This is a genomic window from Streptomyces sp. NPDC051677 (assembly GCF_044453465.1).
GTDB lineage: Bacteria > Actinomycetota > Actinomycetes > Streptomycetales > Streptomycetaceae > Streptomyces.
On sequence record NZ_JBITCT010000012.1, the window covers coordinates 33,590 to 52,605 of the forward strand.

General features: G+C 71.4%; 18 protein-coding genes. 4 read left to right on the forward strand and 14 right to left on the reverse strand.

Features of this window, described 5'->3' with window-relative positions; all coding sequences use genetic code 11:
* Nucleotides 1-59 precede the first annotated feature (59 nt).
* The gene (locus tag ACIBAF_RS16155) at nucleotides 60-2,465 is read left to right on the forward strand and encodes a M4 family metallopeptidase (RefSeq protein ID WP_399463847.1); all 2,406 of its coding nucleotides are present in this window, start codon (nucleotides 60-62) and stop codon (nucleotides 2,463-2,465) included.
* A gap of 67 nt (nucleotides 2,466-2,532) precedes the next feature.
* On the opposite strand, the gene ACIBAF_RS16160 is transcribed toward ACIBAF_RS16155, so the two are convergent.
* The 3 genes from ACIBAF_RS16160 to ACIBAF_RS16170 all read right to left on the reverse strand — a co-directional run bounded on the left by ACIBAF_RS16160 (nucleotide 2,533) and on the right by ACIBAF_RS16170 (nucleotide 5,392).
* Complete coding sequence (locus tag ACIBAF_RS16160; RefSeq protein ID WP_399463848.1) at nucleotides 2,533-3,717, reverse strand: glycoside hydrolase family 64 protein; 1,185 nt, start codon at nucleotides 3,715-3,717, stop codon at nucleotides 2,533-2,535.
* A 171-nt stretch (nucleotides 3,718-3,888) separates the two neighbouring features.
* Nucleotides 3,889-4,644 (reverse strand): dienelactone hydrolase family protein, encoded by a 756-nt coding sequence (locus ACIBAF_RS16165; RefSeq protein WP_399463849.1) that lies wholly within the window; start codon nucleotides 4,642-4,644, stop codon nucleotides 3,889-3,891.
* A 127-nt stretch (nucleotides 4,645-4,771) separates the two neighbouring features.
* Nucleotides 4,772-5,392, reverse strand: a complete 621-nt coding sequence (locus ACIBAF_RS16170; protein WP_079657587.1) for an L-threonylcarbamoyladenylate synthase — start codon at nucleotides 5,390-5,392, stop codon at nucleotides 4,772-4,774.
* Nucleotides 5,393-5,500: 108 nt separating this feature from the next.
* On the opposite strand from ACIBAF_RS16170, the gene ACIBAF_RS16175 reads away from it, so the two are divergent.
* Both ACIBAF_RS16175 and ACIBAF_RS16180 read left to right on the forward strand, forming a co-directional pair.
* Nucleotides 5,501-5,974 (forward strand): MarR family winged helix-turn-helix transcriptional regulator, encoded by a 474-nt coding sequence (locus tag ACIBAF_RS16175; RefSeq protein ID WP_399463850.1) that lies wholly within the window; start codon nucleotides 5,501-5,503, stop codon nucleotides 5,972-5,974.
* A gap of 212 nt (nucleotides 5,975-6,186) precedes the next feature.
* Nucleotides 6,187-7,722 (forward strand): helix-turn-helix domain-containing protein, encoded by a 1,536-nt coding sequence (locus ACIBAF_RS16180; RefSeq protein ID WP_399463851.1) that lies wholly within the window; start codon nucleotides 6,187-6,189, stop codon nucleotides 7,720-7,722.
* Between the two features lie 305 nt (nucleotides 7,723-8,027).
* On the opposite strand, the gene ACIBAF_RS16185 is transcribed toward ACIBAF_RS16180, so the two are convergent.
* The 9 genes from ACIBAF_RS16185 to ACIBAF_RS16225 all read right to left on the reverse strand — a co-directional run bounded on the left by ACIBAF_RS16185 (nucleotide 8,028) and on the right by ACIBAF_RS16225 (nucleotide 15,111).
* A complete protein-coding gene (locus ACIBAF_RS16185; protein WP_399463852.1) occupies nucleotides 8,028-9,251 on the reverse strand; it encodes a cytochrome P450 in 1,224 nt (407 codons plus the stop codon).
* On the reverse strand, nucleotides 9,248-10,531 hold the full coding sequence (locus tag ACIBAF_RS16190) for a cytochrome P450 (RefSeq protein WP_399463853.1): 1,284 nt from the start codon (nucleotides 10,529-10,531) through the stop codon (nucleotides 9,248-9,250). Before ACIBAF_RS16190 ends, ACIBAF_RS16185 begins: the two co-directional genes overlap by 4 nt.
* Nucleotides 10,528-11,154, reverse strand: coding sequence for a GTP-binding protein (locus ACIBAF_RS16195; protein ID WP_399463854.1), 627 nt, complete (start codon nucleotides 11,152-11,154; stop codon nucleotides 10,528-10,530). The genes ACIBAF_RS16190 and ACIBAF_RS16195 overlap by 4 nt, the downstream gene beginning before the upstream one ends.
* Nucleotides 11,123-11,488 carry a DUF742 domain-containing protein gene (locus ACIBAF_RS16200; protein WP_399463855.1) on the reverse strand — a complete coding sequence of 122 codons (366 nt, stop codon included), beginning with the start codon at nucleotides 11,486-11,488 and terminating at the stop codon, nucleotides 11,123-11,125. The genes ACIBAF_RS16195 and ACIBAF_RS16200 overlap by 32 nt, the downstream gene beginning before the upstream one ends.
* Nucleotides 11,485-11,907: a roadblock/LC7 domain-containing protein gene (locus tag ACIBAF_RS16205; RefSeq protein WP_399463856.1), complete on the reverse strand. Its 423-nt coding sequence runs from the start codon at nucleotides 11,905-11,907 to the stop codon at nucleotides 11,485-11,487. Before ACIBAF_RS16205 ends, ACIBAF_RS16200 begins: the two co-directional genes overlap by 4 nt.
* Complete coding sequence (locus ACIBAF_RS16210; protein ID WP_399463857.1) at nucleotides 11,904-13,307, reverse strand: sensor histidine kinase; 1,404 nt, start codon at nucleotides 13,305-13,307, stop codon at nucleotides 11,904-11,906. The genes ACIBAF_RS16205 and ACIBAF_RS16210 overlap by 4 nt, the downstream gene beginning before the upstream one ends.
* A gap of 211 nt (nucleotides 13,308-13,518) precedes the next feature.
* Complete coding sequence (locus tag ACIBAF_RS16215; RefSeq protein WP_399463858.1) at nucleotides 13,519-13,986, reverse strand: hypothetical protein; 468 nt, start codon at nucleotides 13,984-13,986, stop codon at nucleotides 13,519-13,521.
* 181 nt (nucleotides 13,987-14,167) lie between these two features.
* Nucleotides 14,168-14,530 (reverse strand): ArsR/SmtB family transcription factor, encoded by a 363-nt coding sequence (locus tag ACIBAF_RS16220; RefSeq protein ID WP_399464030.1) that lies wholly within the window; start codon nucleotides 14,528-14,530, stop codon nucleotides 14,168-14,170.
* Nucleotides 14,531-14,736: 206 nt separating this feature from the next.
* The gene (locus ACIBAF_RS16225; protein ID WP_399463859.1) at nucleotides 14,737-15,111 is read right to left on the reverse strand and encodes a hypothetical protein; all 375 of its coding nucleotides are present in this window, start codon (nucleotides 15,109-15,111) and stop codon (nucleotides 14,737-14,739) included.
* Between the two features lie 265 nt (nucleotides 15,112-15,376).
* Between ACIBAF_RS16225 and ACIBAF_RS16230 the strand changes: the two genes are divergently transcribed.
* Nucleotides 15,377-16,924 carry a cytochrome bc complex cytochrome b subunit gene (locus ACIBAF_RS16230; RefSeq protein ID WP_399463860.1) on the forward strand — a complete coding sequence of 516 codons (1,548 nt, stop codon included), beginning with the start codon at nucleotides 15,377-15,379 and terminating at the stop codon, nucleotides 16,922-16,924.
* On the opposite strand, the gene ACIBAF_RS16235 is transcribed toward ACIBAF_RS16230, so the two are convergent.
* The gene (locus tag ACIBAF_RS16235; RefSeq protein ID WP_399463861.1) at nucleotides 16,842-17,246 is read right to left on the reverse strand and encodes a cytochrome c oxidase subunit 4; all 405 of its coding nucleotides are present in this window, start codon (nucleotides 17,244-17,246) and stop codon (nucleotides 16,842-16,844) included. The two genes, ACIBAF_RS16230 and ACIBAF_RS16235, sit on opposite strands and share 83 nt — an antisense overlap.
* Entirely contained in the window at nucleotides 17,243-18,793 is a 1,551-nt protein-coding gene (locus ACIBAF_RS16240; protein WP_399464031.1) for a cbb3-type cytochrome c oxidase subunit I, read from the reverse strand. The genes ACIBAF_RS16235 and ACIBAF_RS16240 overlap by 4 nt, the downstream gene beginning before the upstream one ends.
* Nucleotides 18,794-19,016 lie beyond the last annotated feature (223 nt).

Genomic DNA, 19,016 nt, shown 5'->3' on the forward strand with positions numbered 1-19,016 from the left:
CACCCGTCTGCCCGGTCTGTCACCGGCCGTGCCCCGCGGCCGCCGCAGTAGGAGAACGAGTGAGACCCAACCCCCGCAAGCGGACCACGGTCGGAGCGGCCCTGCTCTCCACCGCCGCCCTCGTGGCCCTCGGCGTCCAGACGGTTCCGGCGACCGCACTGCCCGCGGCCCCCCACCCCAGCCCGCTGCGCACCGGCGGCCTGCCCGCCGACCTCACGCCCGCCCAGCGCACGACGCTGATCAAGAACGCCGAGGCCAGGACGGCGCAGACGGCCGAGACCCTGGGCCTGGGCGCCCAGGAGAAGCTGGTCGTCAAGGACGTCGCGAAGGACAACGACGGCACCGTGCACACGCGCTACGAGCGCACCTACGCAGGACTGCCCGTCCTCGGCGGCGACCTGGTCGTGCACACGCCCCCGGCCTCCCTGGCCGCCGGCACGGTGAGCACGACGTTCAACAACAACCGCCGTACCGTCTCGGTCAGGTCCACGACCGCCACGTACAGCAAGGCGGCCGCCGAGACCAAGGCCCTGACGGCCGCCAAGGCGCTCGACGCGAAGGACCCCGCCGCACAGAGCGCCCGCAAGGTGATCTGGGCCGGCGAGGGCACGCCGAGGCTCGCCTGGGAGACGGTCGTCAGCGGTCTGCAGGACGACGGAACGCCGAGCAAGCTGCACGTCGTCACGGACGCGGCCACCGGCGCCGAACTCTCCCGGTACGAGGGCGTGGAGACCGGCACCGGCAACACGCAGTACAGCGGTACGGTCAGCCTGTCGACGACGCTGTCCGGGTCGACGTACCAGCTGTACGACACCACACGCGGCGGTCACAAGACGTACAGCCTGAACAACGGCACGTCGGGCACCGGCACCCTGATGACCGACACGGACGACACCTGGGGCACCGGCTCCGGCTCCAACACCCAGACCGCCGGCGCGGACGCCGCCTACGGCGCCCAGACGACCTGGGACTTCTACAAGAACACGTTCGGCCGCAGCGGCATCAAGAACGACGGCGTGGCCGCCTACAGCCGCGTCCACTACAGCTCGTCGTACGTCAACGCCTTCTGGGACGACGACTGCTTCTGCATGACCTACGGCGACGGCTCCGGCGGCACCCATGCGCTGACCTCGCTCGACGTCGCCGGCCACGAGATGAGCCACGGCGTCACGTCCAACACCGCCGGCCTGGAGTACTCGGGCGAGTCGGGCGGTCTGAACGAGGCCACCTCCGACATCTTCGGCACCGGCGTGGAGTTCTACGCGAACAACTCCTCCGACGTCGGTGACTACCTCATCGGCGAGAAGATCGACATCAACGGCGACGGCACCCCGCTGCGCTACATGGACAAGCCCAGCAAGGACGGCGGCTCGGCCGACAGCTGGTACTCGGGTGTCGGCAACCTCGACGTGCACTACTCCTCGGGCCCGGCGAACCACATGTTCTACCTGCTCTCCGAGGGCAGCGGCACCAAGACCATCAACGGCGTCACCTACAACAGCACGACCTCCGACGGCGTCGCCGTCGCCGGCATCGGCCGGGCCGCGGCCCTGCAGATCTGGTACAAGGCGCTGACGACGTACATGACGTCCAGCACCAACTACGCGGGCGCCCGCACCGCCGCCCTCAACGCGGCCGCGGCGCTGTACGGCTCCAGCTCCACGCAGTACGCCGGGGTCGGCAACGCCTTCGCCGGCATCAACGTCGGCAGCCACATCACGGTCCCGTCGACGGGTGTCACGGTCACCAACCCGGGCAGCCAGACCGCCACGGTCGGCACCGCGGTGAGCCTGCAGATCTCCGCCGCCAGCACCAACAGCGGCTCCCTGACGTACGCCGCGACCGGACTGCCCACCGGTCTGTCGATCAACAGCTCCACGGGAGCGATCACCGGAACGCCCACCACGGCCGGCTCCTACAGCACCACCGTCACGGTGACCGACTCCACCGGCGCCACCGGAACCGCGGCCTTCACCTGGACGGTCAGCTCCTCCGGGGGCGGCGGCTCCTGCACCGCGACCCAGCTCCTGGGCAACGCGGGCTTCGAGTCCGGCAACACCACCTGGACGGCGACCAGCGGCGTCATCACCAACGACAGCGACCAGGCGGCCCGTACCGGCTCCTACAAGGCGTGGCTCGACGGCTACGGCTCGACGCACACGGACACGCTCTCGCAGTCGGTGACGATCCCGAGCGGCTGCACCAACACCACGTTCACGTTCTACCTCCACGTCGACACGGCCGAGACCACCGCCAGCACCCAGTACGACAAGCTGACGGTCACCGCCGGGTCGACCACCCTGGCCACCTACTCCAACCTCAACGCGGCCTCCGGCTACGTCCAGAAGTCCTTCAGCCTCGGGTCCTTCGCGGGCAGCACCGTCGCCCTGAAGTTCTCCGGCGTCGAGGACACCTCGCTCCAGACCAGCTTCGTCATCGACGACACCGCCGTGACGACCGGCTGATCCACCCCGCCCCACCGACGTCCCGCACGCGGACTCCCCTCCGCGTGCGGGACGTCGCCGGGTCCGCTCAGTTCAGCGGGTCGAGCGTCAGGTACGCCTGGCGCGGCGCGCCGTCGTGGACGAGCGACTCCTGCTGTCCGACGTCGTCGAAGGCGAACGCGTACGCCTTCCCGTCGGCCGTCTGCGCGTGGATCTCGCGGGCGTAGTGGTTGGTCACCGCGTCCTGGTAGAAGTTCGCCGCAGTGGCGTCCGGCTGACTGCTGTCGACGAGCAGCGTGGAACGGTTGAAGCCCGCGCACAGGGTGCGGGAGATCGGCCCGCGCACGGCGTCGTTCGGGGCGTCGAGGAGCTTGTGGCAGCCGAAGACGCTGGCCGCGTCCGGTTGCTGGAAGCTGGTGACGACCGTTCCGGAGGCGTTGGCGAAGTTCATGACCCCGCCCGAGACCCGGCCGTAGTACTTCGTGCCCGGCTGGTCGGCGAACGGCGTCACGGTCAGGGTCGTCGTGGCGTACTTCTGCCAGACGCGGTTGACGTAGTCGTCCATGACGTTCGCCGGAAGGGCCCCGGTCTCCACCCCGTACAGCGGGGACAGCGCCCGCAACACGGTTCCGTCGGAGCGGCTCTGCACGAGGTTCGCCCAGCCGCCGGGCTGAGCGCGCAAGGCGGAGAAGAACCCGTGATAGCCGCCCGCCCTGAGATGCCCGGTGCTCACCGTGCTCCCGTCGGCGCGCTGCACGCCGACCGCGTACGGCGCGGAGAACATGTCGACCTGGGTGCTGTTCAGCCACAGCCCGGAGTCGTTCAGCGTGTACTCCGACCAGTTGAACAGGATGTCGCGGTTGGGGTCGCTCGGGTTCTGCACGGCCGGCTGCACCAGCCCGCCGGTGGCCAGACGGAAGTCGAGCCTGCGCCCGTAGGAGAAGTAGATCCGGCCAGAGAACTTCGGGATGCGGATGGTGGCGGACTGTCCGGCGGCCGGTCCCGCGATCGACGCGTCGGGCGCCGGTGTGGGCGGGGCGCCGCCTGCGGGCCAGGCGTGGAAGGCGCCGTTCGCGTCCGCCCAGCCCTGCTGTCCCGACGTCAGCAGGGTGCCGAGGTTGTAGACGTACAGGGCGTCGCCGCGGCCGGAGTTGTTGGTGATCTTCAGCGGGACGGTGTCGGGGACGGCGGCCGCGGCCGGCGGTCCGAGGGTGAGCAGCGCGCCGATGAGGGCGATCGCCGCGAGCAGTGCCGTGCTGATCCTGGTGAGCACTCTCCACCTCCGTGCGGGGAGGCCTGTGGGAGCAGGCCTGTGGGGGTTGGTCCGTACCTGTTGAGAGCGCTCTCAACGTCGCATCGGGGTGTGCTCATGTCAACAACGCGAACGAAAGAGGGCGCCCGCGGCCCACGGCCTGCCGCGGACGCCCCTGTCATGGCCTCAGGGTCAGAAGGTCCGCTTCAGGAGATCCAGCAGCGCGGTCCAGTGGCGCTCCGCGGCCTCCTCGTCGTACGCGGAGGTGTCGGCCTGGGTGTAGCCGTGCTCGGCGCCGGCGTAGACCTCGCAGGTGTGCCGGACGCCGGCGGCGCTGAGGGCCTCCTCGAAGCGCTCGATCTGCTCCGGCGGCAGACCGGGATCGTTGTCGGCGTGGCCGAAGTACACCTCGGCCTTGATGTGCTCGGCGGCCAGATGCGGGCTGTCCGGCGCGTCGGTGACGAGACGGCTGCCGTGGAAACCGGCCGCCGCCGCGATCCGGTCCGGATGGGCGCCGGCGGTCGGCAAGGTGAGCCGGGCGCCCATGCAGTATCCGGTGACCGCGACCGGGCCGTCCGCGACCAAGGGGCTCTCCTCCATCCACCGCAGATACGCGTCGGCGTCCCGGACGATCAGCTCAGGGGTCAGCGCCAGCACCATCGGGTACAGCGACTCGAAGATCTCCGGGCGCGCGGCGGGGTCGATGAACTCGGGCAACTCCATGACGGGGGCGCGCCCGTGGCGGTAGAACAAGTTGGGAACCAGCACCGTGTAGCCGGCCTCGGCGAGCCGGTCGGCCATCGCCCGCAGGTGCGGACGCAGTCCGAAGGCGTCCTGGTACAGCAGCACGCCCGGCCGGGGCGTCCCGTCGCCCGGATGTGCGACATAGGCGTCCGCGACGCCGTCCTCGGTGGGGATGTCCACGGCTGTTCCCTGTACGGAGGTCATGGGGGCGCCTCTCTGTGCGGTTCACGACGAGCACTCGAACGGTCCGGCCGGGCCGGTCCGCGCTCATCGTTGCACGCACCACCGAACCGGCCGCGAGGGGCCCTGACTCAGGGGAGCGGCGGGGGAGTCACTCGAACCGGGAGGTGTCGCCGGCGCCGTGCCGCACGATCTCCGCCTCGCCGTCGGAGAAGTCGATGACCGTCGTCGGCTCGGTGCCGCAGTCCCCGGAGTCCACCACGCCGTCCACCACGTGGTCGAGCTGGTCCTTGATCTCCCAGCCCTGCGTCATCGGCTCGTCCTCGCCGGGCAGCAGCAGGGTGCTGGACAGCAGGGGCTCGCCGAGCTCGGCGAGCAGGGCCTGGGTGACGACATGATCCGGGATGCGCACGCCCACCGTCTTCTTCTTCGGGTGCTGGAGCATGCGCGGCACCTCCTTCGTCGCCGGGAGGATGAACGTGTAGCTGCCGGGCGTCGACGCCTTGATCGCGCGGAACACGTCCTTGTCCACCCGCACGAACTGGCCGAGCTGCGCGAAGTCCTGGCAGACGAGGGTGAAGTGGTGCCGGTCGTCCAGGTCGCGGATGGCCCGGATCCGGTCGATGCCGTCCTTGCTGCCCAGGCGGCAGCCCAGCGCATAGCAGGAATCCGTCGGGTACGCGATGAGCGCGTCCGCCCGGATGGCGGCCGCGACCTGGGAGATGGTGCGCGGCTGGGGGTTGTCGGGGTGCACGTCGTAGTACTTCGCCATTGGCTGAGCTTATGCCGTGCCGCGGCCGCCGGTCCTCTCGGCGGCCGCGGCCCGCGACGGCCGGCGCCTCGTTTGACATAGGTATGCTGACATACCATCCTGCTCGGCATGTCCGACACCGGCGCGCCCTCCGGGGGCCTCGACCGCGTGGCCCGCGAGCTCGCGGCCTGCCTCCCCGCGCTGCACCGGGCCCTGGACCGCCGGGTCGCGTCCGCCGTCCCGCATCCCAAGCCCTCCGAGGGGCAGCTCCTGCTGCTGAAGTTCGTCGAGCAGCAGCAAGGCGCCACCGTGCGCGCGGCCGCCGACGCCCTGCTGATGAAACCCAACAACGTCAGCGCCCTGGTCTCCCAGCTCACCGCGCTCGGGCTGCTGGAGCGCCGCCAGGACAGCGGCGACAAGCGGGTCGCCCACCTCCACCTGACGCCGACGGCGCACCGGCGCCTCACCGAGGTCGGCGACCTGGAGAGGGCCTTCCTCGCGGAGGCCCTGCGCTCCCTCCCCGAGGACGAGCTGGGCGCGCTCGGCGCGGCGCTGGACGCGCTCGCCTCACTGACGCGCCGCCTGCACACGGCGGCGCACTGAGCTCCGCGCGCGCCCGTGTCGCCCGTTCCCTCACCGCACCCGGCACCCGGCACCCCGCACCCGGTACACGGACAAGGCTTCGCCACGCCGTCGGCCTCCTGGTCACCGGCTGCCGTGCGTCGGGGGAGCGTTCGCATCGGGTGAGGTAACGTCCCGGACCGATATGACTGGTGCGGCCCGCGCGGGCCGTGAGGGACGAGGAGAGCGCCGAGATGGCCGGCCCGGACGACGAGAACCTCCACACCGACCCGGCTGACGGCGCCGACGCGGCGTGGGCGCAGGAACTCCTCGACCACCTGCGGCCCACGGGACGCGACGTCGGCAGAGTCGTCGACTGGCTCGCGGCCACCGCCGATGCGACCGTCTCCCTGCGCGACGACACCGGCGCCTGCCTCGCCGGACCGCCGACCCCGCTGGACGAGAGCCTGGCTGCCGACATCACCGGCGGCCGCCTCGCCTCCGCCGCCTGGGAGGGCGACGGCAGGTTCGTGCGCCTGATCAGGGTCGAACTCCCGCGCCCGGCCGCCGCCGGCGTGCTCGCCGTGACCCGCACGAGCCCCTTCGACCGGCGCGCCTCCGACATCGTCACGCACACCGTGGGCGTCCTGGAACTCCTCCTGCGCGCCCGGCAGACCGCGGCGACCGGACACCGCCTGGCCCGCGCCACCGCCGACCTGCGCCTGGCCATCCTGCAACTGCTCATGGTCGAGGACACCGTCGCCGCCCGCCGTGTCGCCGCCGGCCTGTGGCCCGGCCTGCTGGACACCGACACCGCCTGCGTCTACGTCGTCGAGAGCAGCCCCGAGGAACGCGACCGGCTCGCCGCGGCCTGCCTGGCGGCGACCCGCGACGAAGCCCTCGTCGTGCGCTGCCCCGCCATGGACGGCCACGTCATCGTCGTCGTCCCGGACGACTCCACGGGCCGCGCCCTGCGCGCCCTGTGCGACCGCCACCCCGGCGCGTTCCTCGGCGGCAGCGTCCGCCAGAGCCTCGCCCGCACCGCCACCGCCTACGGACAGGCCGTCAGCGCCCTCGCCGTCGCCCGCTTCCGACCCGACAAGACGGCCGTCTACGCCGAACGCACCCACCCCGAACGCCTGATGGACCCCGAGGTCCTGCGCTCCTGGACGACCCGTCTGCTGCGCCCCCTCGACGCCCTCCCGCACCACACCCGCGCCGAACTCCTCGCCACCACCCGTCTCGGCCTGGAGTTCACGGCCGTCAGTGCGGCGAAGGTGCTCGGCGTCAGCCGCAACACCGTCCGCGCCCGTATGGAACGCGTCGAGACCCTGCTGCGCACCGACTTCTCCGATCTCACCGTGCGAGCCGCCGTCCACCTCGCCCTCAACGCCCAGATCGGCATCGCGGACGACCTTATGGGCGGCGAGCCGGCCCCCGCGCGCCTCGGCGAACTGCTCACCGGGCCCGCGCTGAGCGGCTGGGCGCAGGACCTGCTGGCCCGTCTCGACACCGACGGCCGCGACCTGCGCGGCACCCTGCGCGCCTGGATCGCCGCCGGCGGCAACGCCGAACGGGCCGCACACCAGTTGGGCGTGCACGCGCAGACCGTCCGCGAACACGTCCGCAGCGCCGAACCCGTCCTGGAACGCCAGCTCCTCGCCGCCGGCAGCGACCTCTACGAAGTCGTCCTGGCCCATCTGGCGGTCGGCGACCTCGACCAGCCCGACCTGTACAGATCGGCCGAACGGACGGAATCGGGCCATCCGGACTCACCTGTGCACAGGTGAGCCCTCCGGCCCCGTGAGCGGGCACCGGCGCGATACACAACGCGGCCACCAGGCACGTAGGTTCGGGGAACCGCGGAGGTGCGACCGGCACGGGGGACTGGTCGCACCCCCGCGCCTACTCAGGGCCTGTCCGGCGGATCATGCCGCAGACGCGGGGCTTGGCCCGCCCATCTGCGGCGTTGTCGTCGGTTGCCGACGCTCCGCGTCGACGCCCTCCTCCGCCTTGCATTCAGACGCACCAAGCCCCGCTCACCAGCGTCAATGGGGAACGCCCATTTCCTGCGACGTGATCCGCCGGACAGGCCCTAGCCCCGCAACCGGACCGGGATCTCCTGCCAGCCGCTCGCGATGAACGACGGCACCTGCCGCAGCTCCCCGGCCCCGGTGTCCAGCCGCAGGTCGGGGAACCGGTCGAACAGCGCGGGCAGCGCCGTCAGCGCCTCCATCCGGGCCAGGGGAGCCCCGATGCACCGGTGCACGCCGATCCCGAAGGCCAGATGGTCGTCCGCCGCGCGCGCCGCGTCGAACACCTCCGCGTCCGGCCCGTACTGCGCGGGGTCCACGTTGGCCGCCGCATACGTCGTGATGATCGCGTCCCCGGCGGGGATCGTCACGTCACCGACCTTCAGGTCGCTCACCGCGAACCGCAGCGGCAGCGTGGCGATCGACGGATACAGCCGCAGCGTCTCGTCCACGACCGCCTCCCAGCCGATCTCGCCGCGCCGGACCGCCGCCAGCTGCTCGGGGCTGCGCAACAGCGCCACCACCGCGTTCCCGATCAGGTTCACGGTCGTCTCGAAACCGGCCCCGATGACGAGCAGCAGGGTGTACAGCAGCTCCTCGTCGCTGAGCCGGTCACCCTCCTCGTCGCGCACCCGGATCAGCTCGGTCGTCATGTCGTCGCCGGGGTGCTCGCTCTTGTGGGCGATGAGCGAGCCCAGCACCGTGCCGATCTGCTCCTGCACGAAGGCGGCGTGCTCCGGGCTCGGATCGGAGGTGTCCATGATCGCCGCGATGAGCCGGCCGGTGTCCTCCCGCAACTCCTCGGGCACACCGAAGAGTTCGCAGATGATCCGCATCGGCAGCGGGTGCGCGAACCCGGCCTTCAGATCGACGGTGTCCTCGCCCTTGTCGAGCGTGTCCAGCAGCTCCGCCGTGATCGCCTCCACTCGCTCACGCAGCGCCTCCGTACGGCGGTGGGTGAAGCTCGGCGCCACCAGTCTGCGCAGCCGCGTGTGGTCCGCGCCGTACGTCGAGAGCATGTTGATCACGCCGACCCAGCCCAGGATCCAGCCCCAGGAAGGGTGTTCGCCCAGTTCCGACCACAGCCGCCAGTGCTGCCGGGGGTCCTTGCTGACCTGCGGGTCCAGGATCAGCGCCTTGAGGGTGTCGTACCCGGTGGGCGCCCAGGCCGGGATGCCGCCGGGCAGTTCGACGGGCACGATCGGGCCCAGGGCGCGCAGCCGCGCGCTCTCGGCGTGCACATCGGCGCCGAACGGGTCGAGGACGATGCGGTCGGTCACGGTCACGAACGAACTCCTGAAGGGTCGGGAGAGGAACTGGCGGAGCGGGCGCTGAACCGGACGGGCAGAGCGGTCAGCGAGCGGTGGAACGGGCCGGGCCGCCAGGTCAGCCGCTCGCGCGGCACGACGGGATCGAGGTCGGGCAGCCACTGGGTGAGCCGCTCGATCGCCTCGGTCACGATGAGCAGCGTGTGCTGTTTCGCCGGACAGGCGTGCGCCCCGGCCCCCCACGACAGGTGCGAGGCGTCGTTCGGATGCCGGCCGCCGGTGACCTGCTGCTCCGCGACAGAGGTACCGCCCCTGCCCTTCGGGCCGGGAGGGAGCCCGAGCGCCCCGTACGACACCACCACCGGAACCGCCTCGCGCAGCCACACCCCGTGGAAGGCCACGGGCTCGCGGGCGTAGTAGATGCCGTAGTTCGCGAGCGGCGTCTCGTGGTGCAGCACCTCGACCACCGCGTCCATGACCGGGCGGGCGCCGTTGGTGAGCGTGGAGTAGTAGAGCGGGTTGCCCAGGATCCTCGACAGCGTGTTGGACAGCAGGTTCGCGGTCGGCTCGTACCCCGCGCCGAGGGTCAGGAACACCTGCCAGGTGACCTCCTCGCGGGTCAGCCGGGCCGGATGGTCCAGCAGACGGCTGGGCAGGTCGTCGCCGGGCCGCTCGGCCTTGGCCGCGATGAGCTCCAGCACGTACTGCGCGTACTGCGCCTCGCCCTCGGCGGCCTGCGCGCCGCCCTCCATCATCTTGCCCAGGCCCTCGTTGAGCCGGTCGCCCTGACTGTCCGGCAGCCCGAACAGGTCGTTGAACACCAGCGCCATCAGGGGCCGCGAGAAGTCCGCGACCAGGTCCGCCTCACCGCGCGATCCGATGCGCCCGGCCAGCAGCCGCACCGCTCGGTGCACCAGCTCGCGCAGGTCGTGCGGCTCCACCAGGTCGAAGACGTCGATGAGGGTGGTGCGGTAGCGCAGGTGCGCGGCGCCGTCGGAGAACAGGGCGTTGGGCCGCCAGCGCATCATGCCGAGCACCGGCGAGTCGACGGGCACGGTCGCCTCCCACGCACGCGGGTCGTGCGAGAACGTCTCCTCGTCGTGCAGCACGTCCAGCGCGGCCCGCCGGTCGGTGACCACGTACGCGGGCACCCCGGGTGCCAACTCGGCCCATCCGACGGGGCCTTGGGCGCGCAGCGCGCTGTAGTAGCGGTGCGGATCCGGCGCGAAGCCGTCCTCCCACAGCCGCACCGGCACGGAGCGGGAGAAGTCGCGCCGGTCGGCGGGATAGGCGGTCACCGGGCCTCCGCGGGGTCGCGGCCGACGAGATGGTCGACGAGTGCGAGCAGGGCGTCGATCGAGGAGTTCGCATCCCGCGCGTCACACGTCACCATCGGCGTCCCCGGCTCCAGGTCCAGCGCCCGGCGCAGCTGCTCCTCGCCGTAGTGGCGGGGCGCGTCGGGGAAGGCGTTGAAGGCCACCGCGTACGGCAGCCCGCTCTCCTCCACCAGGCCCAGCACGTCGAACGAGGCGTCGAGCCGGCGGCTGTCGACCAGGACGAGCGCCCCCAGCGCCCCGTAGGCGATGTCGTCCCACAGCTCACGGAAGCGTTCCTGCCCGGGCGTGCCGAACAGGTACAGCACGACGTCACCGGGCAGGCTGATCCGGCCGAAGTCGATGGCGACGGTGGTCGTCGTCTTCTCCCGCACCCCGGCCAGGTCGTCCACCTGCGCGGACGCCTCGGACAGATGCTCCTCGGTGTGCAGCGGCCGGATCTCGGACACCGAGTCGATCAGGGTCGTCTTGCCCACCCCGAACGGCCCCGCGACGAGGATCTTCACCAGGTCGCGGGCGGTGTCCGGCAGGTGGACGGCGCCGGGTGCGCCGGCGCTAGGTGCGGTGCTTGAGGGCGCGGAGGCCATCGGCCACTCTCTTCAACAGGTCGGGGTCGAACCGTTCGGCGGGCGGGATCGGCGCGCGGGCGAGGACCAGGTCCCGGTCGACGAGGTCGGCCGCCAGCACCCGCACCGCGGAGACCGGCAGCCGGAGCAGCGCCGCCGCCTCCACCACCGCCAGCGAGCCGGTCTCCAGCGTGTCCAGCAGGGCGAGTTCGGCGGCGGGGAGCCCGGCGGGCAGCGGCTCCCCGCTGCGGGCGAGCACCGACAGCCGCTCCAGGTGGGGGCGGCTGGGCCGGGTCACTCCGCCGGTCGACAGATATGCGGGAACCAGGGGGCGGCCGGCCGGGCGGCCGGTCATGCCGACGGGATGTCGTCGGCTCCTCGGGGCGCGGCCGCCATGGCCTTCTCGCCCAGTCGCGCCACCTGGGAGTGCACCCGGTGCGCCAGCAGGTCCAGCCGTACCTCGCCGTCGCCGTAGGCGGCCACACAGGAGCCGTGGTCGGTCGGCACGATCAGCACGTACCCGTGCTCGGACTCGATGACGATCTGCCGTACGTCGGCCCGCTCCCGGTCGGCGAACGCGGCCGCCGCCGTCCGGCAGGCTCCCTGCACTGTGCTGGTGATGGCGGCCACCCGCTCCGCCGACGGCTGCGACAGGGCATCGGTGTACCCCGTCACCAGCCCGTCCCGGGTCAGCATGACGGCGGCCAGCACGTGCGGCACCTGCAGGATCGGGTCCAGCACCCATGCCGTGTCGCCCGTGTTACGGCTGGTCATCCGGCCGCTCCTCCTTCGTCGTCGGTCTGGTCGGTGTCGCCGGCCGCGGCGTCCGCGTGAACGCCCTCACCGGTGGTCACGGCGGCGGCGCGGGCCGCCGCCGTGCCGGACTGCAGTGCGCCGAGCGCGGCCGCGGCCTCCTCCGGGGCGCGCGCGGGACGCCGCGCCGGAGTCTCTTGCGGTACGGCTGCCCGGGTGCGGCGACGGCGCTGTGGCAGGCCGTCGGCGTCCGGCGGTTCGTGATGCCCGGGCGGCGCCTCCGGGACGCCGGCCTCGGTGTCGTACGCGTGGGCGGGCGCGGGCCGGTCGGGCACGGCCGTGCGTGTCGTGCGCGTCGTGCGCGGGGCGCTCGCGGCCGGCGGCCGGTCGGCCGGGTCGAGGGTGCTGAGGAGGTGGCTGTCGACCCGCAGCACCGCGCGGACCCCGCCGTAGGGGGAGGCCGAGGAGACGTCGACGGCCAGGTCGAACTGCCGGGTCAGCCGGCCGATCGCGGCCAGCCCCATGCGCGGCGGATCGCCCAGGTCGGTGAGCAGGATGAGGTCGTCGCCGGCCACCAGCCGCTGGGCACGGTCGCGTTCGTCCCGTGTCATGCCGAGACCCGCGTCGTCGATCGTGACGCACGCCCCGTGGTGGACGTGCTCCAGGCTCACCACGACGTCGGTGTCCGGGGCGGAGTGCCTGAGCGCGTTGTCGAGCAGTTCGGCGACGATGATGGCCACCGGCTCGACGGCGTGCGAGACCAGGGCGGTACCGGGCTCCAGATGGTTGTGGACCTTGACCCGGTGGTAGCCCGCGAGCCGCGCCTGGCCGCCGGTCACCGCGTCCACCAGGTGGGACTCCTCGCGCGCCAGCCCGACCCACGCCCCGCACACCACTGCGGCGACCTGCGCGCGGCGCAGCGACTGCTCGTTCTCGTGGTCCAGCCGGAACAGGGTCTGCGCCAACTCCGGGTCGTCGTAGCGCTGTTGCAGTCCGCGCAGGGCGTCCTGCAGCCGGTAGAGGGCCGCCTGGATCTCCCGGGTGGCGCCCCGCATCCCGGCCTGCGCCGCGGCGTCGACGCGGGTGCGCTGGGCGGCCACCTCGGACTGCAGCGCCAGCACCACGTTCTCCAGCGCGATGCCCAGGGGCGTGCCGGTGGTGAGCGGCTGCAGCGGACCCGGCACGGCCAGGTGCGGATGGGCCACCTGGCGGGCGGCGGCCGGCACGCGCTGCACGGCCAGATGCTCGACCTCCGCCGTGAACGACCGCAGGGAGCCGTCGAGTTGGGTCCGCAGCGCGGCGATCTCCGCTCGCTGCCGGGCCTGTTGCCGCCGTAGCCGCAGCAGACCGCCGCCGAGGGCGAGCGCGGACAGTGTGCCGGCGGCCAGGCCGCCGGCCAGCAGGTCCGGTAATTCGATCATCGAAGAGGTTCCAGGGAGCGTCGGGCGTCGTCGCGGAGTTCAGGGCAGGGATGGGCCCGATGTGTTTGAACCGGGCACGTGCAGCACACTACACACCGCCATCGACCGATCCCGTGCGGTTGAGCGAGTCTCCGCTCCGAACGTGCCCGGTATCTGTTCACTTCTGCGTCGACTGTCTGAATGTCCCTGGGGCGCACATGAGTTGGACGGGTCACCCACCGCAGACAGGGGTCAGCACGGCCAACGTGCCGTTGGCCTGGCGCAGTGCCAGCTCCAGCGTGACGGGCGCGTGCAGCGCACCGGTCCCGTCCGGCGGAACCAGCCACTCCAGGAACCGGGCGGCCCGGTACGGCGGAGGCACCGCCACCCAGGAACCCCGGCCCGCACGCCGCAGCCCCGCCCCGATCCACCGGCTGCCGGGGTCGGGCGGCAGGAAGAACCCCACCCGGTGCGCCGCGGTGTCCACCAGCGTCGGTCCCGGCGCGGGGCGCGAGGCCTGCCACAGCAGGTCCAGGGTGAGCAGTCCCAGCCGGTCGGGCACGCTGAGCACGTCCCAGTAACGGCCCGCCTCCAGCAGAGCGATCCCGTCGCCCTGGTCCCACTCCCGCTTGCACCTGCGCGGGTCTGTCGAGGCGGCGGCGAGCCACTCCACGCCGCGCGTCCACATCGCATTGCTCATGTCGGCTCCGTGTGCCGTCCGCAGCCGGCCGCACGCCGACCGGGCATATGCATGCTGGTAGATATTTCTACGTGGCGGAAGGGGTGGCGAACCCTGGCGTTTCAGTCTGTTTCGTTCGACGTCCGAGCCGCTGTTCGGCCGCCACCGGGTTCACCGGGAGTCCGTGCGGCGACCTCGCGCTTCAGGGCGTGCCTGACGGAAACCTGACGCCGGGCGGCTCGGCCTGACGCAGCTCGGCCAGCAACTCGTTCTGCCCGGCGAGGAGTTCGGTCAGGATGCGGCGGGCGGCCCGCAGCAACTCGGCCACGTCGCCGCCCGCGAGCGCGTAGGTGACGGTCGAACCCTCCCGGATCGACACCACGATCCCGGACCGGCGCAACACCGCCAACTGCTGGGACAGGCTGGACGGTTCGATCTCGATCTCGGTGAGCAGGTCCCGCACGGCGACGGGGCCGCCCTGCAGCAGTTCGAGGACCCGGATGCGTACCGGGTGCCCGAGCATGCGGAAGAACTCGGCCTTGGCCTGGTAGAGGGGAACCTGCATGGTCACTCGCTCGCTCCCTGCCGCGCTCGGTGCGTGGTTCTCGATGATGCGGCGGCGCACCTGTCCGTGCGCCGCCGCGCGACGTGCTGCGCCACGATCCTGGTGGCTGCGGGCCCCGCACACCCGTGTGATGCGTTGATCTGGATGTGTCGAGATGAAGAAATCTTCAATTCAAGGGCGTGCGAAGCCGCGGCCCGTCCGGTCGTCTACACCTCGAGCTCGGCCTCGATCCGCTTGAGCTGGTGGCGGGCCATCGCCAGGTTGGACCGCTCGCGGTCCAGGACGAGGTAGAGGAACAGCCCGCTGCCGCCACGGCCCTTGAGCAGCCGGATCAGGTGGCACTGGCTGCCGAGCGTGATCAGGATGTCCTCGATCTCGCCCTTCAGCCCCAGGTGTTCCATGGTGCGGACCTTGGCGCGGATCACATCGGTGTTGCCGGCCGCCGCGACGTTCAGATCGAGGTCCTTGCCCCCGCCGAGCGTGCCGAGAGCCATGCCGCTGGTGTAGTCGACGACGGCGACCCCCAGCGCCCCCTCCACCGCGGTCATCGTCTCCTTCATCGAGATCTCCACGTTCGCCATGGCGCTCCTCCTGCCGGTTGCACGGGCCCGGGCTTCTCCGGCCCCGCTGGTGCCCCGACCGTACGGAGCGTGTCCCCCGAGTGGGTGACGTGCTCCGGGACTGGTCCAAGGAGCTTCGGAACATGAAGATCCCCGCACCTTTTTGACCGTGGACATACGAGAGTTGAGCGGTCATCCCTCCTGTTGGGCCGACCGGGTGCCGCTGCCGTGTCGCGCGGGTGTTTGGCGCGGCACGGGCACTCGACCGGCCCGCCCGCGGCTAGGCATGACCCGAGCACCGGTGTGGAGGAGGCGATCCGTGGAGGGTGAGCGCGACAGCGCGGTCCGCAGGGCCGCCGACGCGACCGACGAGCGGCTGCCGCTGTACGACGGCGGCGCACTGCTGCGCAAGGCGTTCCCCCACCACTGGTCGTTCTTCCTCGGCGAGCTGGCCCTCTACAGCCTGATCGTCCTGCTGCTGACCGGCGTGTGGCTGACCTTCTTCTTCCAGCCCGAGATGCGCGAAGTCGTCTACCACGGCCGGTACGTTCCCCTGAGCGGGGTCCGGATGTCCGCGGCCTTCGACTCCACCCTCCAGATCAGCTTCGACGTGCGCGGCGGGCTGCTCATCCGGCAGGTGCACCACTGGGCGGCCCTGGTGTTCGTCGCCGCGATCGGCGTGCATGTGCTGCGGGTCTTCTTCACGGGCGCCTTCCGCAGGCCGCGGGAGATGAACTGGGTCATCGGCGTCACCCTGTTCGTGCTCGCGCTCGCCGAGGGGTTCGCGGGCTACTCGCTCCCCGACGACCTGCTCTCCGGCACGGGCCTGCGCATCGCGCAGGGCATCATGCTGTCCATCCCGGTGGTGGGCACGTACGTGAGCATGTTCGCGTTCGGCGCCGAGTTCCCCGGTCACGACATCGTGCCCCGGCTGTACAGCCTGCACATTCTGTTGCTGCCCGGCGCGCTGATCGCGCTGGTCACCGTCCACCTGATTCTCGTCTTCCACCTGAAGCACACGCACTGGCGCGGCCCGGGCAGGACGAACGCGAACGCCGTCGGCAAACCGTTCGTCCCCCAGTTCACGGCCGGCTCGGGCGGCCTGTTCCTCATGGTCTTCGGCGTTCTGACCGTGCTGGGCGGGCTCGCGCAGATCAACCCCGTGTGGGTGTACGGCCCCTACCGCCCGGACGTCGTGTCGACCGGTTCCCAGCCCGACTTCTACGTCGGCTTCCTGGAGGGCGCGCTACGGCTCGTACCGCCCTGGGAGACCAACCTCGCCGGACACACCCTGATGTGGAACGTCCTGCTGCCGGCCGTCGTCCTGCCCGGGCTGTTCTTCACCGTCCTGTACGCGTACCCGTTCGTCGAGCAGCGGCTCACGGGGGAGTGGCAGCAGGAGCACCATCTGTGCGACCGGCCGCGTGAACGCCCCGTGCGCACCGGGCTCGGCGTCGCCGGGATCGTCTTCTACGGCGTCCTGCTGCTCGGCGGCGGCAACGACATCGTGGCCCAGACGTTCCGCATCTCCGTCAACGCCCTCACCTGGATCCTGCGCGTCGCCCTCGTCCTCGGCCCGGTCCTGGCCTTCCTGCTCACCCGCCGCCTGTGTCATGCCCTGCTGGCCGCCGAGCGGGAACGCCTCACCGAGGGCGAGGAGACCGGCGAGGTGCGCCAGTCCCTGTCCGGCGGCTACGAGAGCGACCACCGGCCGGTGGAGACGTTCCGTCCGGGCGCCCCCAGGACGCCGATCAGTCCACCCGGCCGGAGTCCCGGCCGGCGTACTGGAAGACCATGGCGAACAGCCCGGCTCCCAGTACGCCGACGCCGATGAGGAACAGCCACAGCCCGAACACCACCCCGGTCGCGGCGACGGCGAACCCGGCGGCGACGACCAACGGCCAGCGGCTCTCGGGCGGGAAGAACTCCAGCGGCCCGGCGCCGTCGGCCACTTCGGCGTCACCGCGGTCCTGCGGGCGCAGGCCCTTGCGCCGGTAGTGCGTAGCACAGAAGAACGAGATCACCGCGGCCATGAGGCACGCCACGATCAGCGCCGCCGTACCGGCCGGATCGGCATGCGACCACACCCCGTAGAGCACGGCGCAGCCTCCGAAGAAGGCGGCGACCCCGCCGAAGAGGAACGCCTCGGTCCTCATCGCAGACCCTCCTCACGCGCCCGTTCGACGACGGCCGGATGGTGCAGATCGAAGGCCGGGGAATCCGACCGCACCCGCGGCAGCGCCGTGAAGTTGTGCCGGGGCGGCGGACACCCCGTCGCCCACTCCAGCCCGCGGCCGAAGCCCCAGGGATCGTCCTCGGCGACGATCCGCCCGTGCCGGGCGGTGTGCCACACGTTGTACAGGAACGGCAGCGTGGACACCCCGAGCAGGAACGCGCCCACCGACGACAGCGTGTTCAGCAGCGTGAAGCCGTCGGACGGGAGGTAGTCGGCGTACCGGCGGGGCATGCCCTCCTCGCCGAGCCGGTGCTGCACCAGGAAGGTCAGCTGGAACGCCGGGAACAGCAGCCAGAAGTGCAGCTTGCCCAGCCGCTCGTCCAGCATCCTCCCGGTGAACTTCGGCCACCAGAAGTAGAACCCGGCGAACATCGCGAAGACCACGGTGCCGAACAGCACGTAGTGCAGGTGCGCCACGATGAAGTAGGAGTCGGTGAGGTGGAAGTCCAGCGGCGGGGACGCGATGAGCACCCCGCTCAACCCGCCCAGCAGGAACGACACCAGGAACCCGAGCGCCCACAGCATCGGCGTCTCGAACGACAGGGATCCCCCCATCATGGTGCCGATCCACGCGAAGAACTTGATGCCGGTGGGGACGGCGATCAGGAACGACATCAGCGAGAAGAACGGCAGCAGCACCGCTCCGGTGGCGAACATGTGGTGAGCCCAGACCACCGCGGACAGCATGGTGATGGCGATCGTCGCGCCGATCATCGGCAGATAGCCGAACAGCGGCTTGCGCGCGAAGACGGGAATGATCTCCGAGATGATCCCGAAGAACGGCAGCGCCACGATGTACACCTCGGGATGCCCGAAGAACCAGAACAGGTGCTGCCAGAGGATCGCGCCGCCGTTCGTGGCGTCGAAGACGTGGCTGCCGAACTTCCGGTCCGACTCCAGCGCCAGCAGCGCCGCGGTGAGCACCGGGAACGCGGGCAGCACCAGGATCGAGGTGAACAGCACGTTCCAGCTGAAGATCGGCATCCGGAACATCGTCATCCCGGGGGCCCGCAGACACATGATCGTGGTGATGAAGTTGACCGCGCCCAGGGTGGTCGACACACCGGTGACCACGAGCCCCATCACCCACAGGTCGCCGCCCGCCCCGGGCGAGAAGTAACTGCTGTTCATCGGCGCGTACGCGAACCAGCCGAACGCCGCCGCGCCGCCCGGCACCACGAACCCCGACACCACCATCAGACCGCCGAACAGGTACATCCAGTACGACAGCGCGTTCAGCCGGGGGAAGGCCACGTCCGGCGCCCCGATCTGCAGCGGCATCACGGCGTTCGCGAAGCCGGCGAACATCGGGGTCGCGAACAGCAGCATCATGATCGTGCCGTGGATGGTGAAGAGCTCGTTGTAGCCCTGCGCGCTGGTGAACTGCAGCCCCGGACGGGCCAGTTCGGCGCGCATCGCCAGCGCCAGCAGACCGGCGAAGAGGAAGAAGCAGAACGCCGTGACCATGTACAGGCGTCCGATGACCTTGTGGTCGGTCGTGGACGCCCAGCGCAGCAGCGTCCGGCCGAGCGAGTGCGGGGAGGCGGCGCCGCTGCGGTCCTCGTCGGCGCGTTCCGACAGTTCGGTCATCGTCCTCCTCCAGGAAACCGGCGGTGACCGGGCGCGGACGCGGAGTGAGCCCGCACGACAGCGCCGACGCTACTGCCGTGACCGGCGCGATCCGGCCGCG